Below are 19,705 nucleotides of genomic sequence, written 5' to 3' on the forward strand. Positions count from 1 at the left end.
CATGGACGACCGTCAACACGCCTTCCTGGCCCGCCAACCCTGCGCAGCCCTGCAACCCCGCGAGCAGTTCTGGGGCATGCCCAAGCGCGGCCTGGCGTTCCTGTTGGCCAACGTCATGTTCTGGCAACCGCTGTGGGCCCAGGCCGACGGCATCGTGGTCAGCGCACCGGGCACCGGCCTGGACCGGGCGGGTAACGGCGTGCCCATCGTCAATATCGCCAAGCCCAATGGCAACGGTTTGTCCCACAACCAGTTCAAGGATTACAACGTCGGCAGCAACGGCGTGATCCTCAACAATGCCACGTCCCGCACCCAGTCAACGCAACTGGGCGGGATCATCCTTGGCAACCCGAACCTCAACGGTACGGCCGCCAAAGTCATCCTCAACGAAGTCAACGGCGGCAACCCCAGCCAATTGCGCGGCTATACCGAAGTGGCGGGGCAGTCGGCCCACGTCATCGTCGCCAACCCCTACGGCATCACGTGTAATGGCTGTGGCTTCATCAACACGCCCAAGGCGACCCTGACCACCGGCAAGCCGATCATCGAAAACGGCCAGGTGGGTCGCTATCAAGTGGACCAGGGCAGCGTCGCTATTGAAGGCGCGGGCCTCAACGCCAACAACGTCGACCGCTTCGAAATCATCACCCGCAGCGCCAAGATCAACGCCGAAATCCAGGCCAAGAACCTGACCATCGTCGCCGGGCGCAACGACGTCAACGCCAATACCCTCGACGCCACCGAACGCGCGGATGACGGCAGCACCAAACCGCAACTGGCCATCGACTCCTCGGCCTTGGGGGGGATGTACGCAGGCGCCATCAAACTGGTGGGCACCGAGGCCGGCGTCGGTGTGAAGCTGGACGGCAAGTTGATTGCCAGCGGCGGTGATATCCAACTCGACGCCAACGGCCGCCTGAGCCTGGCCGAGACCTCGGCCAGCGGCGCCATCAACGTCAAGGCCGCGAGCCTCGATGCTCGCAGTGCGGTCTACGCCGGCACTACCCTGAACGCCCAGACCCAGGGCAACTTGAGCAACCAACAAACCCTCGCGGCGCGGGACAGCATCACGCTGAATGCGGGTGGGCAACTGAGCAACAACGGCATCATCGAAGCCGGGGTCAATGCCGATAACACGCGTAATGCCACGGGTGATGTGAGCCTCACCGCGCAAAACCTCAGCAACAACGGCAAGAACATCATCGCCAGCCGCAACCTGACGGCCAACGTCACGCAGACCCTGAACAACCAAGGCGGGACCTTGAGTGCCGGGCAAACCGCGACAGTTAAAGCCGGGACCCTGGACAACCAGAACAAAGGACGGGTGCTGAGCCGCAACACCCTGGACGTCACCGCCGATAAGCTCATCAACGCCCAGGGTCTGATCAGCAGCAATGGCAACCTGACGGCCAATGTCGGGCAGTTGAACAACAGCAACGGCGAACTCAACAGCTTGAGCAACGTCACGCTGCGCGTCGCGTCGTTGGATAACGTGGCCGGTCTGGTGGCGGCGGGGCAGATGCTCGACATCAACGCCAGCGGTCAAGTGAACAACCGGAGTGGGCGTCTCTCCGCCAGCAAAAGCGTTAAGTTGACGGCGGCGTCTGTGGACAATACCGCAGGCCGATTGCTCAGCGACGGTGCGCTCACCGCCAGCATTTCGGCACAGTTGCTCAATCAGGCCGGATTGTTGTCATCGGCTGGCCTGTTGACCCTCAACGCGACGAGTCTGGATAACCGCCAGGGCTCGCTTTATGCACAGCAAGGCCTGAATCTGAACCTGGGCGGGTCACTGCTCAATGCCCAGGGCAGCGTGAAAAGCGACACCACCGCCAGCGTCAAAGCCGCCGAGGTGAATAACGACGGCGGCCAGATCTCCAGCGTCGGTGCGTTGAACCTCGACAGCGCGGCTACCCTGAGCAACGTCAGCGGCAGCGTGATCAGCAGCGACACGCTGCTATTGAAGGCCGGCCAGGTGAATAACGCCAGCGGCCGCATCGCCAGCGCAAAAGCCCTGAATGCCAGTGTCACCGGCCTGGATCAACAGAACGGCCAGTTGTTCAGCAACACCAGCCTGTCCCTCGACCTCAACCATGGGCAGTTGAATAACCAGGGCGGGCTGATCAACGCCCCGGGCAGTCTGTTGTTGAAGAACCTGGCAGCGGTGAACAACCGCGACGGCGAGATTTCCAGCGACCAGACGTTCAGCTTGAATGCCACGAGCCTGGACAACCGCGCCGGTTCGATCATCAGCCAGCAGCGTCTCGATTTGGTCATTACCCAGGCGTTGAATAACGCCAAAGGCCTGATCTCGGCCAACGGCCTGGAGGTGCGCGCAGCCAGCCTGGACAACAGCGGCGGCAACCTGGGCAGCGATGCGGACCTGAGCGTAAACGTCGACGGCACGTTGACCAACCTCGATGGCGAGATTTCCAGCGCGGGCCTGACTCGGCTCAGCGCGATGGCCCTGAATAACAGCAACGGCCAAATCCTGGGCGACAGCGCCTTGAACATTGACCTCGGCGGCGCACTGGACAACCGCAATGGCGTGCTTGGCTCGGGTAAGGTTGTGGACATCAAGGCGGCCAGCCTGAACAACAGCGACGGCGGCCAGTTGATCAGCGACGGCGCCCTGACCGCGCGCATCAGCGGTTTGCTGGACAATCAGAACCAAGGCCAAGTGCTTGCCAAAGGCGCGCTTGACCTGCAAACCGGCAGCCTCGATAACCGCGGTGGTCGCCTGATCGGCAATGACCTGCTGACCGTGCACAGCGATTCGCTCGACAACCGTGGCGGGAGCCTGCGCGCCGACAAGGCGCTGCAATTGACGGTCGATCAACTGGATAACCGTGATAACGGCGTCATCGCGGGCAAAAGCAGCGTCACCTTCGAAGGCTCGCGTCTGGACAACAGCGCGGGTCTGCTGACCAGCGTTGGCGTGCTGACCTTGAAGGCCGCTGAAGTACAGAACGGCCTCGGTCGTATCTCCAGCCAAACCGACCTCACCGCTGTTATCGATACCTTGCAACAACAAGGTGGTGCGCTGGTGGCTCAAGGCAATCTCAGCCTGACCGGCAACACGCTGGATAACCGTAACGGCGGTTTGGTCGGCACCACAAAAGCGCTGGATCTGCAGGTCGGGCAGATCGACAACCGCGCGGGCGAACTGTCCGCGGGGCTTGGCATGAAGATGGACGGCCAGCGCCTGGACAACAGCGATGGCGGCAAACTCATTGTCGGCACTGACCTGGAAGCGAAAGTTGCTGAGCTGATCAACCAGAGCAAAGGGCTGATCCACGCTCAAGGTCGCATGACCCTGAGTGGCACCACGCTGGACAATAACGAAGGCGTACTCAACAGCCTGAACGGTCTGGTGATCACGCTCGATAACGCACTGTTGAACAACAAAGGTTTGATCAGCAGCGAAGGGGAATTGAGTGTCGACGCGGGCCGCCTCGACAACACCGCTGGCAACCTGAGCAGTGCCGCCACGTTGTCGATCGTCAGTGGTGGCGGGTTGATCAACCAGGGTGGCTCCATCAGCACCGACGCCGCGTTGACCCTCGAAAGCGCCAGCCTGGACAACAGCCAAAAGGGCCTGATCTCGGGCAAGGCCGCGACCCAAGTCACCACCGGCGCCCTCAATAACAGCCAGGGCGGGCGCCTGACATCGGGCACTACGCTCACGCTCAACGCCACACAGGTAAACAATGCCGCAGGCCGTATTGCCAGCAGCCAAGCCCTGACCGCGTCGGTCACCGGGCTGGATCAACAGCAAGGTGAACTGTTCAGCAACACCCGCCTGAGCCTGGACCTGAACCAGGGCCAGTTGAACAACCAGGGCGGCCTGATTAACGCCTCGGGTGCGTTGCTGCTGAGCAACCTCAAGAACGTCAACAACCAGGGCGGGGAAATCTCCAGCCAGCAAGCCTTCACACTGACCACGCAAAACCTCGATAACAGCGACGGTAAATTGCTGAGCAGCCAAGGCCTGATACTGAGAACCGCCCAGGTGCTCAACAACACCCGCGGCGTCATCTCGGCAGCGTCCCTGGACAGTCGCAGCGACAGCCTGGACAACCGCGATGGTCTGATCAGCAGCCGTGACCGCCTCGACTTGAAGGTTGAAACCGTGCTCGACAACCAGCGTGGCTCGTTGATTGCCGACGGTGCGCTGTTGCTGGTCGCTGATCGCCTGGACAACCGTGCCGGGAATATCGCCGGCAAGACCGGGTTCAACGCCACCGTCGACACGTTGGATAACCGTCAAGGCACGTTGATCAGCACCGACGCCCTGACGCTGAAAGCCGCCAGTCTAGACAACCGTCAGGCAGGTTTGATCGGCGCGACAAAAGCGCTGGATCTTAACGTTGACGATCTCGACAACCGTGGCGGTGAGTTGTCGGGCAATGCTGACGTCACGCTGATCAGCCAGAACCTCGATAACAGCGATGGCGGCCAGGTGTTCGCCGGCCAAGCGCTCAAACTGACCGTGGATAAGCTGCTCAACCGCACCAAAGGCCTGCTCAGTGCCAAGACCGGGTTGGACCTGGAGGGCGGTGAGCTGGACAACAGCGGCGGTTACCTGATCAGCCAGCAGAACCAGCGCATCAACCTGAGCCGCGATCTGCTCAACACCCAGGGCCAACTCAGCAGCGAAGGCACGCTGAATGTCAGCGCCGCCAACCTGACCAACACCGGCGGCAGCCTGTCCAGCGCGGCGGACCTGACCGTGAACAGCCTGGGGCGTCTGGACAACCAGGGCGGCGAACTGGTCACCGACGGCGCGTTGCTGCTCACCAGCACGGCACTGGACAATCGTCAGCAGGGCAACATCAGCGCTAAAGGCGCGTTAAACGTCACCACCGGTGCGTTCGACAACAGCCAGAAAGGACGGCTCAACAGTGGCAGCACGCTGAACCTCACCGCCGCCCAGGTCACCAACCAGGAGGGCGGTCGCATTGGCAGCCAAGGCGCGTTGACCGCGTCGGTTGCCGGCCTGGATCAACAGGGCGGTCAACTGTTCAGCAACACCTCGCTGAGCCTGGACATGAACAACGGCCAGCTCAACAACCAGAGCGGCTTGATCAACGCCCCCGGCGCGTTGCTGCTGAAAAACCTCAATGGCGTGAACAACCAGGGCGGCGAAATCTCCAGCGCCCAAGCCTTCACCCTGACGGCTAAAAACCTCACCAACGATGACGGTCGGCTGCTCAGCAACCAGGGCCTGACCCTGCGCATCGCCCAGGCGCTGAACAACGTCAAAGGCACGATCGGTGCGGCCAGCGTCGATACTCACGCTCAAAGCCTGAACAACAACGGCGGCACGCTCACCAGCCGTGGCAATCTGGTCCTGACGATCGATCAGCAACTGGATAACCAAGCTCAAGGCCTGATCAGCGCCGCGCAATTGCTCACGCTCGACAGCGGCGACCTGAACAACCAGGGTGGTAGCGTGCTGGCGGGTGGTGCTTTGGTCCTCAATGCCATGGCTCTGAACAACAGCGCCAATGGCCTGATCAATGCCCAAGGTGACCTCACCCTCGAGGCCGATTCCCTGGACTCCAGCAATGGCGGCGAAGTGTCGGCCAAGGGCGATATGGACCTGACCCTGGCGGCGCTGACCCAAAACAGCGGCCGTCTGTTGGGCGAGCAGGCCATGACGCTGAACCTGGGCGGCCATGATCTGAACAATCGTAATGGCCTGATCACCGCTAAAGGTCCGTTGACCCTCAACGGTCTGCGCGACCTGAATAACCAGGGCGGCGAAGTTTCCAGCAGCCAGAGCTTCACCCTGGCCGGACGCACCCTCGATAACACGGGCGGCAAGCTGATCAGCAGCAACCTGCTTAGCCTCAACGCCACCAGCCTGATCAATCAGAACGGCCTGATCTCCGGCTGGCAAGGGCTGCAGGTCAACGGTTCCAGTCTTGATAACCGCAACAACGGCACACTCTCCAGCCGCAATGGAGACGTCGGCGTCACCCTCAGCGGGGCACTGCTCAACAGCGCTGGCGGTGCGCTGGTCGGCCAGAAAAACCTCACCATCAGCGCCGCCAGCCTGGACAACAGCAGCGGCGGGATTCTGTCCAGCGGCAGCGACCAGACCCTGACCGTCACCGGCGGTTTGCTCAACAACGCCCAAGGTGGCCTGATCGACAGCGGCGCCATTCTGGTCATGAACGCCATGACCCTGGGCAACGCCGGCGGCACCGTCAACGCGCAAAAAGCCTTGAGCTTCACCGGCACCACACTGGACAACAGCGGCGGCAGCCTGATCGGTAACGCCGCTGTGACTCTGGACCTGCTTGGTGCGCTGACCAACAGCAATGGCAAAGTCGCCAGTGTTGGCCCATTGCGGGTCGAACGCGCCACGCAAATCAATAACCAGGGTGGCCAGATCGCCAGCCAGGGCTTGTTGACCTTGCTCACTGATGGCCTGGACAACAGCAATACCGGCACTGTCGCTGCGAAAAATGCCCTGACGATCACTGCCTCTGGAGCCGTGCAGAACCACACCAACGGCCTGATCTACAGCCAGACGGCCGACGTTGCACTCGATGCCGCGAGCCTTGCCAACGGCCAGGGCGAGATGCAAGGCCAGACCGGCCTTAAGCTTGAACTGGACGGTAATCTGGATAACCAGGGCGGCAAACTCATCGCCCAAACCGGCGATGTCAACCTGACCGCGGCCAACATCGACAACCGTGGCGGCACCCTCGCCAGCCTCAAGGGCGCCCTTGAGGCGCACACCGTGGGCGTGCTGCGCAACGGCTTCGATGTGAACAACAAGGGCGGTGTGATTCAAGGCCAACGCCTGGACCTGCGTGCCTTGGCCGGGCTGAACAACAACGGCGGTCGAATCGCCGCGCAGGCCGGCGATGTCGTCATCGACACCGCCAGCCTGAACAACCGCAGTGGTGGTCTCTACGCCTCTGGCCTGATCAATGTCGCCGGCAACGGTGCCAGCCTGGACAACACCGCCGGCCAGATCGCCGGCAACGCCATCAGTTTGGATCTGGACGGCGCCCTGACCAACCGTGGCGGCATTCTGGAAAGCGACAGCACCTTGGTGGTCAGCGCTGCAAGCCTCGATAACCAGACCGGCCAACTGCGTGCCCTTGGGGTAGCGGGCAAAACCGATTTCCAGATCGGCAGCCTCTTCGACAACCGCAACGGCAAGCTGGAAAGCGTCAACACTCACCTCACCCTATCCGCCAACAGCTTCCTCAACAGCGGCGGCCAATTGCTGCATCTGGGCGACGGCGCGTTCGACATCTCCCTGGCCAACGTCACTGGTGCCGGCGGCGACATCGTCACCCGCGGCGGTCTGACACTCAAAGCCGACACCTGGACCAACACCAGCGCCATCCAGGCCGGACGGCTGACGGTCGACGTCAACAACTTCACCCAGACCGCGACCGGGCAACTGCTGGCTTCGACGCAACTGGAAGGTAAGGGCGGGAACTGGGTCAACAACGGGTTGATCGCCAGTGATGGTGGCCTGGGCTTGCAGTTGACCGGGCGGTACAGCGGCAATGGCCGGGTCACCAGCCTGGGCGACATGACGGTAGATGCCGCTGCGATCGACTTGAGTAGCGTGGCTAGTATCACTGGCGGCGGGACCACTACGATCGGTGGGCGCGGGGGCTTGAGCAGCCTGAACAACTACGGGCGGCTGACGTCGGCGGGTGCGCTGAATATCAATGCGGGTACCGTTAATAACTATGGGACGGTTGCCGGTGCGGATGGATTGAAGCTGACGGCTTCGACCTTGTTGAACGACCAGGGTGGGTTTTTGTTCAGCGGTGGGGATATGAAGTTGCGGGTGGGGAGTTTTACCAACCGTAAGTCGGATGTTTATGCATTAGGGAATATTGATGTAGCGCGCAATGACTTGGGGGGACGCGCGGCGTTGCTGGAGAATGATTCGGGCACCATGGAGAGTGGGCGGGATTTTTCCATTAATGCGGATTCGATTATTAATAAGCGGGGGGATTTTAAGACTGAGGTGGAGTTGTATTCTTCTGCTATAGGGGTCCGGTGCTATAGCTGCGTTACATTGCCGGCTTCCTGGGGTGATAGACCCGATTATCATTTTGTTTTTGAAGAGAAATATAAAGTCAAGGTCGTGGATGGCGAAAGCTCTAGTGCGGCTTCTATATCGTCAGGTATGAATTTAATTGTAAAAGGTGCTTCTTTTTTAAATTATAATTCGTCGGTCTCAGCCAAAAATAATATAACCATTGATGTCTCCGAATTTGAAAATTCCGGGACAGCATTAGGTGATTATGTTAGTCAAAGATATTACGCGGATCAAGGCAGTAGCTTCCGTGATAGAGCTGATCGTTGGTGGGATTTAGTTAATTATAATACTTATAATGATGCTGAATATAATAAAAATATTCATTTCTGGAACGTAGCGGGCGTTGAGTCGATGGTTCTGCCGAAGCTCACGGTAATCGGGAATGGAAGTGGTCAGGAACCTGATCGTTTTCAGATTTTTGGTCCGGCTGTTCTGGAACTTGGGACCTCCGGCGCACGAATTGATCCTGTTGTATTTGGTGCCTCTCAGTACGCAAGCGGAATCAGAACTGAAATTCCAGATTTTATTAAGAATGCTACGCCATTTAATCAAATAGTTATTTCATCTACCGCATCTGATAACTTTGCCCCCGCCATCATCCAAGCCGGCGGCAATGTCTCCATTACCGCAACAAACAAAATCACCAACGGCGTGGAACGCCCATTCTCCACCGGCATAACAACGTCATCCCGCAACACCACAACCGCCGCCTCAGGCTCAGGCAAAACCACGGTCGTGACCCTGAATAGCCAACTCCCGCCGGACCTGGCTCAACAACAAATAAACCCCCTGACACTCCCCGGCTTCAGCCTCCCGACCGGGCAAAACGGTCTGTTCCGGCTGAGCGGGCAGGGCGCCAGCGACGCGTTAGTCTCCCAGACACCCGCCGTGTCGCAGAACTGGACAATCGGCGGCGCCAGCGTGAGCGCATCGAGTCGATCCACCTCCGCCCCAACCGCTAATGTTCGCGACTTCCAGATCGCCGATGTCACCCCGATCTCCGCCGCCGAACGACAGGTGCAATTGTTGAATCGTGACAGCGGCGGCGTCACCGCCGGCGCGTCCGCCATTCAGGTCACCGCCCCAACGGACTCATCCACAGGCACGCCGCAACTGCCAGGGCATTCCCTTGACGGCACCATCACCCGTGGCGCCGACATTGCGCTGGACACTTCGGGCACTCCGCCGATCGACGTAGGTCGCCCCGCGCCAGTGTCTGTCACCGGTCAAACGGTGGCGCGGGTGACCGGGCTACCCAGCGCAACCGTGGCTTCCAAACCGCAAAAATACCTGATCGAGACCAATCCGGTTCTCACCGAACTCAAGCCATTCATGAGCTCGGATTATTTGCTGCGGAACCTCGGCTACGACCCCGACACCAGCGCCAAGCGCCTGGGCGACGGCCTATTCGAGCAAAGACTCATCCAGCAAGCCGTCGTCGCCCGCACCGGCCAACGTTTCATCGACGGCCAGACCTCCGACGAGGCGATGTTCAAGTACCTGATGAACAACGCCATCGCCAGCAAGGATGCCCTCAACCTGTCAGTAGGTGTCACCCTCACCGCCCAACAAGTCGCCGCCCTGACCCACGACATCGTCTGGCTCGAAGAGCACGAAGTGAACGGCGAAAAGGTGCTGGTGCCGGTGCTGTATATGGCCCAGGCCAATAACCGCCTAGCGCCTAATGGGGCGTTGATTGCCGGTCAGAACGTTACGTTGATTGCTGGCAAGGATCTGGAAAATGCCGGCACGCTTCGGGCTACGAAAAACCTCTCCGCATCTGCTGGCGAGAACCTGACCAACAGCGGATTGATTGAAGCCGGCAACCGTCTCGACCTGTTGGCCGGCAACACCATTGTCAATAAATCCGGCGGCATCATCGCCGGGCGTGACATCAGCATGAATGCGATCGTTGGCGACATAATCAACGAGCGCACGTTGACCACCGCAAGTATCAGCAACAAGGGCTACACGCAGCGGCAGGACTATGCGGATAACGCCTCGCGTATCGAGGCGGCCAACGACCTGACCATGGGCGTCGGTCGAGACGTCAACAGCGTTGGCAGCGTCATGGCCAGCGGGCGCGACACGCAAATCGATGCAGGGCGGGATGTGAATATCGTCTCTGCGCAGCAACAGACCTCCAATACCGGTGGTACCCGCAGAAGTTCGATCACCCAACTAGGCTCGGAGGTGGATGCGGGGCGCGACATCGTTGTGAATGCCGGTCGAGACTTCAACGCTATCGCGAGCCAGATCAGTGCCGATCGCAACGTAGCCTTGGCCGCCGACGAGAACATGACAATCTCTTCTGGCGCTAACGAAACACACTCTTACTACAAGTCGAAAAAGGTCACGGCCCAAGAGGATCACGTCAAACAGATTGGCAGCACTATTAGTGCTGGAGGCGACGTAAGGTTGGATGCCGGGAAAGACATGGCGCTCATCTCCAGCCGTATCAGCGCCGGTGATGAGGCTTATCTGGTGGCTGGAGAAAGCCTGGCGCTTCTGGCCGCGCAGGACAGCGATTATTCGCTGTATGAGAAAAAGAAGAAGGGCAGTTGGGGGAAGAAACAGAGTCGGCGTGATGAGTTGACCAAGGTGACCCATGTGGGGAGTGAGATTACCACTGGGGGCGATCTGACACTGGTTTCCGGTGAGGATCAGCGGTATCAGGTAGCGAGGCTGAACAGTGGCAATGACCTGACCTTGCAAAGCGGCGGCTCGATTGCCTTCGAGGGCGTCAAGGACCTGCATCAGGAGAGTCACGAGAAAAGCAAATCCAGCGCCGCCTGGTTCAGCATGAAGGGCAAGGGCCGTACCGATGAGACTCTACGCCAAAGCGAACTGACTGCTCAAGGCGACTTGGTCATCAGCGCGGTGGGCAAGATTCATGCGGACGTGCTGCAGGTGAACAAGCAGACGGTTAGCGAATCCATCGATGCGATGGCCAAGGCCGATCCAAAACTGGCGTGGCTCAAGGAGCTTGATGCGCAGGGTGGTGTTGACTGGCGGCAAGTACAGGAGATCCATACCAGCTTCAAATACGCGAACTCCGGTATGGGGCCTGCCGCGCAGATGATAGTCGCCATTTTGATGACGGTTCTGCTCGGCCCTGCTGGCGCCGGCCTGAGCGGTGCAACCCTGGCAGGCGCCGCCAGTCTGGCAACCACCGGCACGGTCGCGACCATCAACAACGAGGGCGACCTGGGGGCCGGGTTGAAAGCGGTGGTCAGCAAAGACGGCCTTACCGACGCGGCGATCGCGGCCGTCACAGCCCATGTTGCCAAGAATTATCTGGGCGATATGACCATGACCAAGGAGATCAATGGCAAGACGGTGATTGACTTAGGGTCGATCGAAGCCGTCAGCCACTTTGCGGGTCAGCAGTTGATCAACAATGCGTCTGCTGCTGCGATCGCTAAAGCTTTCGGTCGGGACGTTACGTTGGCGGGCATCCTGCAATCGACGGTCTACAACACCCTGGCGGCGTATTCCTTCGATCAGGTGGGTAACCTCGACCTGAAGACTGGCAGCCCAGAAAAGATCGCCCTGCACGCATTGGTCGGCGGCATGATCGCCGAAGCGTCGGGCAGCGACTTCGCCGTCGGTGCGATGGCGGCGGGTGTGAACGAGGCGTTCGCTAACCAGTTGCGACGGGTGTCGGCTCAGATGGATCCGGAGAACCGTGACCATCTGATGCTCATGTCTTCGCAACTGCTAGGCGTAGTGGCTGCTGCCGCCGTGGCTGGCGATGACGCGAACAGTCTGCAGACCGGCTCGTATGTGGCTGGCAACGCGACCCAGTACAACAACCTCAATCACCATGACATGAGCGACTTTGTTGGAGACATGGATGCCTGTGGTAACAACGAGATTTGTCAGAAAAAAACATGGGAAGGGGGGAAGTACGATCAGATCAGTAACGAAATCACCGATTGGTCGGAGAAGGCCGTCAGTGGTGCACTTGCGAAAACCTTGCTGACCTCGATCCAGGGCGGGCTGACCGCACTGAATGACCTCAATTGCACGACGGCGACTTGTACGCAATACCAAGACACTCTGACTGAGCGTGCGTTGAACGACCTGACGAACTTGGCGAAGGTTACTGACACGTGGGAAAACGCAACAAGCGTGGCTACGCTGGTTATACCGACCTCAGGCGGCGCGCGTGGTGCTGGCGTTGGCGAAGGAGGGATTTCGCCTAGGGTTCAGGCGGCTTTGGATAAGTTTACGGAGGCCAAGGCCATACGTACGGGCGCGACCCTAACGGCGGAAAAAACCGCTTTGCCGGCAGGTTATCGCGAAGGTAATTCAGTGGGTGCGGCTTTCAACGAGAGGGGTGGGTTACCGGAGGGCTACCGTCGGGTCATCAACACTAAAACTGGTAACACGGAGGTGTTGGCAGCGGACGGAAAGCTCTACCTTGAGACTAGTAATGGACTGACACCGAAGGCTGGGGGTAACCTTGCGGGGCTGGTTGATGCAGAGAAGAATATTGCCGGCGCAAAAGGAATTTCAATTACGATTGAGCCAAAGATTGCCGACCAAATGGGTAAGCGGGGTTGGACGGAAAGCTCCATACAGTCTGTAATCGATAAACCAATCAAAACGGTTGTGACGAAAGATACTCGTTTTGATACTGTGTCAGGGAGCCGCCTTAATGATCCCGCTACTGGGTATATCGCTAAGGACGGTTCTTATGTGGTGAGGAATGATCGCACGGGAGCGATTGTCCAAGTCTCCAATAAAAATGACCCTGGGTGGGTTGCACCATGGGACTGATTGCAGTTGAAGTATCCGTAGAGGATTTACCTATCACTCCTACATTGATGTGGAGTGGCACTCCTTTGTTTGATGTTGGTGATGGAATTAGACTGATCAACTACTGCAAAAATAACGATATTGCAGTTCTTGGTATTGAAGGTTTTAAAATCAAGGGAAGCAAGAGAATTCCAGACATGGATTGTATCGTTGACTTTTCCTCGTCATTAAATGAAATAAATTTCGCTGTGAAGTCGATAGAGGCGAGTCGGATAATTATTGAAAGTATGATTGGTGGTGGCATTTTGATGGAGTTTGTGCTCGTTAGAGTTTAGATAGTGAAAAAGTGAAAAAGTGAAAAAGTGAAAAAGGGGACAGATTTATTTTTTAATTCTTTGCTACGCTGAAAGCTTCCACGGAGGAGGAATCAAATATGCCCAGGATGGGACGTGAGGAAAAAGGGGACAGATTTATTTTTTGATTCTTTGCTACGCTGAAAGCTTCCACGGAGGAGGAATCAAATATGCCCAGGGTGGGACGTATTGTTTTACCGAATTACCCACACCATATCGTACAACGCGGTCATAACCGTCAGGTGGTGTTTGCTATCGCTGAGGATTATCAACGCTACCTCACGGACCTGCGTGAACTTAAGGATGCATTTGGCGTAAAGGTCTACGCCTATTGCCTGATGACCAATCATGTTCATCTGTTGCTGGCTCCGGGGGAGTCGGTCGCTGGGTTGGGGCAGTTGATGAAGGCTCTGGCGGCACGTGCGACGCGCTACCGCAATCGGTTGGAGGGGCGTTCAGGTACTTTATGGGAAAGCCGTTACAAATCCAGTGTGGTGCAGTCGGATTCTTACTTGCTTGCCTGTTGCCGTTACATCGAACTGAATCCTGTACGGGCTCGTATGGTGGCTGATGCTGCGGATTACCCATGGTCGAGCTATCGAGCCCGGGTAGGTAATGTGCCAGACGGCCATTGGCTGGATGCTGATCCATGCTTTGTTGCTCTGGGTAATACAACTGCGGAGCGTTGTTGTCGGTATGAGACGTTCGTACGCCAAGCCGTTCCAACGGATGAGATCAGATTGATTCGCGATGCTCTGCAACGAGGTCAGTTGACGGGGACGAGCCGTTTTGTGGACGAGGTGGAGCGGATTGTTGGTGTACGAATAGAGCAACGAGGGCAGGGTAGGCCAAGGATTGATTTGGAAAAATAAATCTGTCCCCTTTTTTGCTTCTTTTTTGCTATCGACCGCCTCAAGCAGGGCGGCGTGAAGATCCTCGTCGCCACCGACGTCGCCGCTCGCGGCCTGGACGTGGAAGGCCTGGACATGGTCATCAACTTCGACATGCCCCGCAGCGGTGATGAGTACGTGCACCGCATCGGTCGTACCGGCCGTGCCGGCAACGACGGCCTGGCGATCTCGTTGATCTGCCACGGCGACTGGAACCTGATGTCGAGCGTCGAGCGCTACCTCAAGCAGAGCTTCGAGCGCCGCACCATCAAGGAAGTCAAAGGCACCTACGGCGGGCCGAAGAAGGTCAAGGCTTCGGGCAAGGCCGTTGGTGTGAAGAAGAAAAAGGTCGACGCCAAGGGCGACAAGAAGAAAACCGGCGCCAAGGCCCCGACCAAGCGCAAGACCGCCAACCGCCCGAAGAGCGACGCTCCGTCGCTGGTCAGCAAGGACGGCATGGCGCCCCTCAAGCGCCGCAAGCCAGAGGCGCCGGCGGCTGAGTGAAACCGCGTTAGCGCTTGATAAAAAGAACCGGACCTTGGGTCCGGTTTTTTTATGGGGGAGTACTCAAACTCAAGTCCAGGGCCCCTGTGGCGAGGGGGATTTGTGGGAGCAAAGCTTGCTCGCGACACAGACGCCTCGATTTCTGAAAGACCGCATCGCCTTCATCGCGGGCAAGCCTTGCTCCCACAAATCCCCTCGCCACAAAAGCAGGTTGGGCTCGGCTGTGGCTAATCACCCAGCTTTCTTTTCTGCGTTCTTCAATTCTTCCAGGCGCTTATCAATCAGCTGGCACTTATCCGGCACATCCTTGCTGGCCGTCTCCATGTCCATTTTCTGCAACTCATCGTTGATTTCCTTGGCCTTGGCCGGGTTCTGTTCGGTGAGCTTGGTCACTTCCTGGGCCAATTGTTCACGCTTGGCGGTCGCTTCCTCTGGCGTGCAAGTGGCCCAGACGGGCAGGGCGCAGGTGAGGGTGGCGGCAAGGGTGAGTTTCAAGAGGGTTTTCATGGCAGGGCCTCATATTCCTTGTTGGGCAGGTAATGGGTTGAGGCCGGTGTTGTGGGGAAAGTTCATTAGCCGGCGATTTGTCTGCTGCTTGGCAGATGTTCCATCACCCGTCCGTTTTGTAGGAAGTTGGCGCGTGCGACTACTTCCATCGCTTTGTCGATATAGCTTGTATCGCCGGTTTCCCGGGCATCTCTCATGAACTCCGCAATGGCCTCTGGAGTACTGAGATATTCTGCGGGGTCAAATTCTGTAAAGGTCTCGATCATTTTGCTCTCCGCGCATGTAAAAAACGGGTGACCCAAAGGTTGCCCGTTTTCGTTACCCAGCAGCTTGCGCTCGCAACCGTCTCCCAATCACATCCAGCACATCACACCCGGCGCGCAACGCTATGGTCAGCATCTTGCAAAAGTCTGAAAGCACCACCGTATCGGAGCTGATATCCGAACGGAACGCGATATTTTCCAGTAACTGGGTCACCGTGCGGATGCGGTAGTCGGCGGTTTCGAAAAGGACGTCCAGCGGGGCTTCGGTGTCGATGAGCAGGGTGGCCGGGGTGCAGTCGATTCCGGTGATGGGCATGTATCTAGTCATAAGCAGAGCCTCGAAAGTTGATGAGTCTCTCTGTAGATCGGGTCGCCAAACCCGGTCGCCTTTTTGGGGCGACGAGGGACTATAGGCTGGCCCCCTCCAGTGCCACAAGACACCGCTTTCCGAGCTTCATGTAGGACGTTTGGCCTGGTATTTGTCGGCTTAAAGCAAGCGACCGCTACGCAGTCGAGCGGGAGCAAGCTCCCTCGCCACGGGGATCACGCTCGACTTGGGCGGGTTGGCGCGTCAGCTGTGGCAGCAGCCGTGGGGCTTGGCCTCTTCGTATTTATCGTGATGCCGCACCCAGTCCATGATTTCGTCTTCGTTGCGGCCCTTGGGCGTCAGGTCGAGGTAGTTGTAGGTGCCGACCAGGATGTCGAGGCCACGGGCGTAGGTGGAGTAGGTGTGGAAGATGTCGCCGGCTTCGTTGCGATAGAAGACGCTCAGGCCGGGGAGTTCGCCTTCGGTGGTGTCGGTTTTTTCGTAGTTGTAGGTGGCTTTTCCGGTGGCGGTGTCTTCGGTTTTGAAGCTGACGCCGAAGTCGTAGTTGAAGTCGCAGCCTTCGGATGAGACCCAATCGAAGGCCCAGCCCATGCGGCGTTTGAAGGGTTGGAATTCGGCGAAGGGCGCGTGGGAGACGGCCACGATGGCGACGTCGTGGTGGGCCAGGTGTTGGTTGGCGCCGTCGATGTGGTCGGACAGGAAGGAGCAGCCCTGGCAGCCTTCTGTCCAGCCGGGGCCGAACATGAAGTGGTAGATGATCAGTTGGCTGCGGCCACCGAACAGGTCGGCCAGGCTCAGTTCGCCGTGGGGGCCTTGGAAGCGGTAGGGTTTTTCGATTTTTACCCAGGGCAGGGCGCGGCGTTCGGCGCTGAGTTTGTCCCGTTCGCGGGTGAAGGCTTTTTCGTGGGCCAGGTGTTGGCGGCGGGCGGCGAGCCATTCTTCCCGCGAGACGACTGGATGATTCTCTACGTTCATGGTGATTTCTCCTGTGGTCAGAGCCGCGAAATCGGCCTTCAACAGTTGGTCGTTTGGCCTCGGAGCAATTCGACAGGCCGTTGGTCGGCTCAAGGTTGAGACCGCCCGGAAACCCGGCTGAACGGCGGCGCGGCGCCTCGGTCACAACCTAAGTAGGCATCTCACTCTTTGGAGGATGGACCAGGATGACGACTTATAACTGGGACTTGATCGAACGGTTGTTGCACGAAGTGCAGAACGGCGCCGGCCACAGCTTTGCTCCTCGGGCTTACGCGGAGGAGTACGCGGCGGCGAAAGGGGCTGAAGGCGAGGCGATCGAGAACCTCGATCATCTGAAAACGGTTGCCGGGGAGTACGAGAAGTTGCTGCTCATGCGCGGCTATATTGAGCCGCGGCCGGAGGAAGAGGGCGGCAATGGCGAGAATTTTGTGCTGACGCCGCGTGGTTCGCGGCTGTTGAGCCTGATTGATAGCAGCATTCCGGGTAACGATCATCCGCGCCAAGTGCTGGATGAGCAGGTGGATGCGCTGGATGAGTTTACGTTTGATGAGTTGGCTTCTAAGGCGCAGATTGCCTGACAGGCCTGCACGGAACCCTGTGGGAGCTGGGCTTGTGTGGGAGCAAGGCTTGCCCGCGATGCAGGCAACACGGTCTATCAGATGGACCGCAAGCCTTGCTCCCACACAAGCTCGCTCTCACATGGGATCTCAGTGGTTTTAGGAGCGTGTTGCTTTCAGGCACTTCAAGTCAGTGAAATCCTTCTTCACCCCGTCGATTTTCTTCAGCAGCCGTTCGCGCTGGGGCGGGGTGCTTTCGGCCATCAGGTCCACCAGCAGGCTGCGGGCCTGGGCTTCGGTTTTGCTGAAGGCTTCGCGGTAGGCGGGGGTCCAGAGGCTTTCGCGGTTGACCAGCAATTGCTCGATGCGTTTGGGAAAGTCGGGGCTGTGGCGTTGGGCTACGGCTTCGCTGAACTGGTTTTGCCAGTGGGCGCGGTTGGCGATCCATTGCTGGTTCTGGTCACCCAGGGCGGTGGACCAGGCCATCACCCGTTGGCGCTGGGCGTCGTTGAGCGGGCCGAGCCAGTCGTTCAGGCGTTTGACCATGCGTTCGCTGCGTTGCTGGATCTGCTCCTGCAACGTCGGCTTGAGGTATTGCTGCTGGCGTTTGCGCTGGTCCTTGACGAAGGCGGCGTCCATGTCATCGACTTGGTCGTCGTTCAGGCCTTGCAGCAGTTCGATGGCCGAAGGGGTGATTGCCCGGGCGGTTTCGGCGATGGCGGCCTTGGCTTCCCGGGTACGCTGCTGCAGGGCTTCGTCGGTTACCTGCTCGGTTTGCACCATGGTCTTGAGGCGATCCAGCCAGTCGAGGTAGCCGGGCAACTGGGTGGTGCAATGCCAGCTCAGGTGCTCCTCGAGGCGTTCGTTGAACCAGTCCTTTTTCTCGCCGTTGATTTCCAGGTAATCGTTGAGGGTCCAGGGGATGATCAGGTCGAGGTTGCGGTAGGCCAGGCCTATACGGCTGCAGGCGGTGAGCGTCAGCAGCAGGGCGATGAACATGGCGGTGCGGGTCAACCAGCGCGGCATGAGCGAGTCCTTGCAAAGGCGTAGGTGCTTTGTTTGAGCATGGCAGGCGCGCGGCAGTTCAGCCGATCGAATAAGTAACGCTTAGTAAAAAGGATGGGCCATCTTGAGGGTCAGCAGGCTGTCGCATTCGCTGTTGTGGCCGGAGTAGGCCGAGCAACTGCTGCCGCTGAGGCTTGAGTCGCTGTAGATCAGGTCCAGGTCGATGCCCATCCAGGGGCGGGAAATTTTCAATGACCAGTCGCTGAAACTGCCGACATAACCGTTCTCGACCGAGACCGGTGTGTTGAGCTGGTGGGTGGTGTATTTGGCGCTGATGCCAATGCCGAACGGCACATTGCCACCCAGGTCGGCAAACAGCGTGCTGTTCTGTTTGTCCGGGTCGTTGCTCAGGGCGGCGCCAAAACGGCTGCCGAGTACGGTCAGGCCGCCGTAGAACGCCTGGCGGTCGAGGGTATCTACGGTGGGGTAGCTGTAGTGGATCAGGCCTACTTCGTAGCCCAGGGTCTGGTCGAAGGGTTGTTTAAAGCCTATGTAGGAATCGACCTCAAGGTTGGTGGACGATGTCAGGCCGGCGCTGGGGGACCACTGGCCGACGTACCAGCCGCTGTCGTGGCTCAGGTCCAGGCCACCATGGAACGAACCGGTGCTCGATGGCGTGACCAGGCCCTGGGCCATGCTGCGGCTAGGGGTGGTGCCGAGTTTGAGGTCGAAGTCGCCGAGTTCGCGCTGGAATACCTGCCCCTGAGCGAGGGAACATGGCAATAGGCTGATCATCAGCAGAGCGATAGGGGCGCGCATGCTTCACTCCATGAAAAGCGAGAAGCAGGATCGGTAATTAAGCTGAAACGCTTGAGCTAGAGAGGTGCAAGCATACCGGCGAATGCTCGGCAGCGAGGGCCGTTCGTCGATTCATGGGAAATGGGTGAGACGGGGAGGGTTCCAGTCCAAGCGCTTCGAAGCTCAAAGCGCTTTGGGACCAGGTGATGCGCAGCTTACTTCTTGCCCAGGCTGATCTGCTTGGACGGGCCGAATGTCTGGCCGCTGACGCCTTTGGCAATTTGCTGGATCTCGCCGCCGGACTTGAGGAACGCAGCGATCTGGTCGTTGATCGACTCGCTGGTTTCAACGGCTGGAGCTGGCTTTGATTTGCTGTTGGATGCTTTTACGCGCATGACGACCATTAACCTGTAGATAATTAATTGGGCCAGGCATCGTACAGGAAATACTTGACAATTGCTTGGTAAATATCCTTCTGAATTATCGCTGTCGTGACGGGAATAATAGACGACTCTCCTGCAATTATTGCCCTAAGCCTCTGTTTTAAATAACAACCGGGGGAGAAATAGGGCGCCGATGGCGAGCGATACGCAGCGCCGCCCGCCTGACGAATGGCCGTGGCTGGGGCGAAAGCCCATGAAAATCAACGGTTGTGCAGGGCCTTGCTGGCAAACC

The 19,705-nt window shown here is 58.6% G+C and carries 10 protein-coding genes and 2 pseudogenes; 5 read left to right on the plus strand and 7 right to left on the minus strand.

Annotated elements, in window-relative coordinates; all coding sequences use genetic code 11:
* Position 1: 1 nt before the first annotated feature.
* The 4 genes and pseudogenes from Q7F16_RS08185 to Q7F16_RS08200 all read left to right on the plus strand — a co-directional run.
* Positions 2–12,871, plus strand: coding sequence for a two-partner secretion domain-containing protein (locus Q7F16_RS08185; protein WP_409556412.1), 12,870 nt, complete (start codon positions 2–4; stop codon positions 12,869–12,871).
* Positions 12,862–13,185 (plus strand): hypothetical protein, encoded by a 324-nt coding sequence (locus tag Q7F16_RS08190; protein WP_409556413.1) that lies wholly within the window; start codon positions 12,862–12,864, stop codon positions 13,183–13,185. Before Q7F16_RS08185 ends, Q7F16_RS08190 begins: the two co-directional genes overlap by 10 nt.
* A gap of 188 nt (positions 13,186–13,373) precedes the next feature.
* Positions 13,374–14,075, plus strand: a complete 702-nt coding sequence (locus Q7F16_RS08195) for a transposase (protein WP_082097940.1) — start codon at positions 13,374–13,376, stop codon at positions 14,073–14,075.
* Between the two features lie 27 nt (positions 14,076–14,102).
* A pseudogene (locus tag Q7F16_RS08200) lies at positions 14,103–14,597 on the plus strand (helicase-related protein); the annotation flags it as partial.
* Between the two features lie 231 nt (positions 14,598–14,828).
* Here Q7F16_RS08200 and Q7F16_RS08205 read toward each other — a convergent pair.
* The 4 genes and pseudogenes from Q7F16_RS08205 to Q7F16_RS08220 all read right to left on the minus strand — a co-directional run bounded on the left by Q7F16_RS08205 (position 14,829) and on the right by Q7F16_RS08220 (position 16,670).
* Positions 14,829–15,104, minus strand: coding sequence for a hypothetical protein (locus Q7F16_RS08205; protein ID WP_095973966.1), 276 nt, complete (start codon positions 15,102–15,104; stop codon positions 14,829–14,831).
* 128 nt (positions 15,105–15,232) lie between these two features.
* A pseudogene (locus Q7F16_RS08210) lies at positions 15,233–15,370 on the minus strand (helix-turn-helix domain-containing transcriptional regulator); the annotation flags it as partial.
* 52 nt (positions 15,371–15,422) lie between these two features.
* Positions 15,423–15,695: a hypothetical protein gene (locus Q7F16_RS08215; RefSeq protein ID WP_409556414.1), complete on the minus strand. Its 273-nt coding sequence runs from the start codon at positions 15,693–15,695 to the stop codon at positions 15,423–15,425.
* 243 nt (positions 15,696–15,938) lie between these two features.
* Positions 15,939–16,670, minus strand: a complete 732-nt coding sequence (locus Q7F16_RS08220) for a DUF899 domain-containing protein (RefSeq protein WP_409556415.1) — start codon at positions 16,668–16,670, stop codon at positions 15,939–15,941.
* A gap of 185 nt (positions 16,671–16,855) precedes the next feature.
* Between Q7F16_RS08220 and Q7F16_RS08225 the strand changes: the two genes are divergently transcribed.
* Positions 16,856–17,248, plus strand: a complete 393-nt coding sequence (locus Q7F16_RS08225) for a transcriptional regulator (protein ID WP_409556416.1) — start codon at positions 16,856–16,858, stop codon at positions 17,246–17,248.
* A gap of 138 nt (positions 17,249–17,386) precedes the next feature.
* Here the strand turns inward: Q7F16_RS08225 and Q7F16_RS08230 are convergent, their stop codons facing one another.
* The 3 genes from Q7F16_RS08230 to Q7F16_RS08240 form a co-directional block, all read right to left on the minus strand.
* The gene (locus Q7F16_RS08230; RefSeq protein WP_046062952.1) at positions 17,387–18,253 is read right to left on the minus strand and encodes a DUF6279 family lipoprotein; all 867 of its coding nucleotides are present in this window, start codon (positions 18,251–18,253) and stop codon (positions 17,387–17,389) included.
* Between the two features lie 81 nt (positions 18,254–18,334).
* Entirely contained in the window at positions 18,335–19,051 is a 717-nt protein-coding gene (locus tag Q7F16_RS08235; protein WP_409556417.1) for a TorF family putative porin, read from the minus strand.
* Between the two features lie 194 nt (positions 19,052–19,245).
* Complete coding sequence (locus Q7F16_RS08240) at positions 19,246–19,434, minus strand: hypothetical protein (protein WP_172436054.1); 189 nt, start codon at positions 19,432–19,434, stop codon at positions 19,246–19,248.
* Between the last annotated feature and the right edge of the window lie 271 nt (positions 19,435–19,705).

It is taken from the genome of Pseudomonas sp. Lb2C2 (genome assembly GCF_052112205.1).
Taxonomy (GTDB): domain Bacteria; phylum Pseudomonadota; class Gammaproteobacteria; order Pseudomonadales; family Pseudomonadaceae; genus Aquipseudomonas; species Aquipseudomonas kilonensis.

What these genes read in the sequence shown, in the direction of transcription:
- Q7F16_RS08185 (WP_409556412.1), top strand. Translation starts at nt 2, where the DNA reads ATGGACGACCGTCAACACGCCTTCCTGGCCCGCCAACCCTGCGCAGCC.
- Q7F16_RS08190 (WP_409556413.1), top strand. Translation starts at nt 12,862, where the DNA reads ATGGGACTGATTGCAGTTGAAGTATCCGTAGAGGATTTACCTATCACT.
- Q7F16_RS08195 (WP_082097940.1), top strand. Translation starts at nt 13,374, where the DNA reads ATGCCCAGGGTGGGACGTATTGTTTTACCGAATTACCCACACCATATC.
- Q7F16_RS08205 (WP_095973966.1), bottom strand. Translation starts at nt 15,104, where the DNA reads ATGAAAACCCTCTTGAAACTCACCCTTGCCGCCACCCTCACCTGCGCC.
- Q7F16_RS08215 (WP_409556414.1), bottom strand. Translation starts at nt 15,695, where the DNA reads ATGACTAGATACATGCCCATCACCGGAATCGACTGCACCCCGGCCACC.
- Q7F16_RS08220 (WP_409556415.1), bottom strand. Translation starts at nt 16,670, where the DNA reads ATGAACGTAGAGAATCATCCAGTCGTCTCGCGGGAAGAATGGCTCGCC.
- Q7F16_RS08225 (WP_409556416.1), top strand. Translation starts at nt 16,856, where the DNA reads ATGACGACTTATAACTGGGACTTGATCGAACGGTTGTTGCACGAAGTG.
- Q7F16_RS08230 (WP_046062952.1), bottom strand. Translation starts at nt 18,253, where the DNA reads ATGCCGCGCTGGTTGACCCGCACCGCCATGTTCATCGCCCTGCTGCTG.
- Q7F16_RS08235 (WP_409556417.1), bottom strand. Translation starts at nt 19,051, where the DNA reads ATGCGCGCCCCTATCGCTCTGCTGATGATCAGCCTATTGCCATGTTCC.
- Q7F16_RS08240 (WP_172436054.1), bottom strand. Translation starts at nt 19,434, where the DNA reads ATGGTCGTCATGCGCGTAAAAGCATCCAACAGCAAATCAAAGCCAGCT.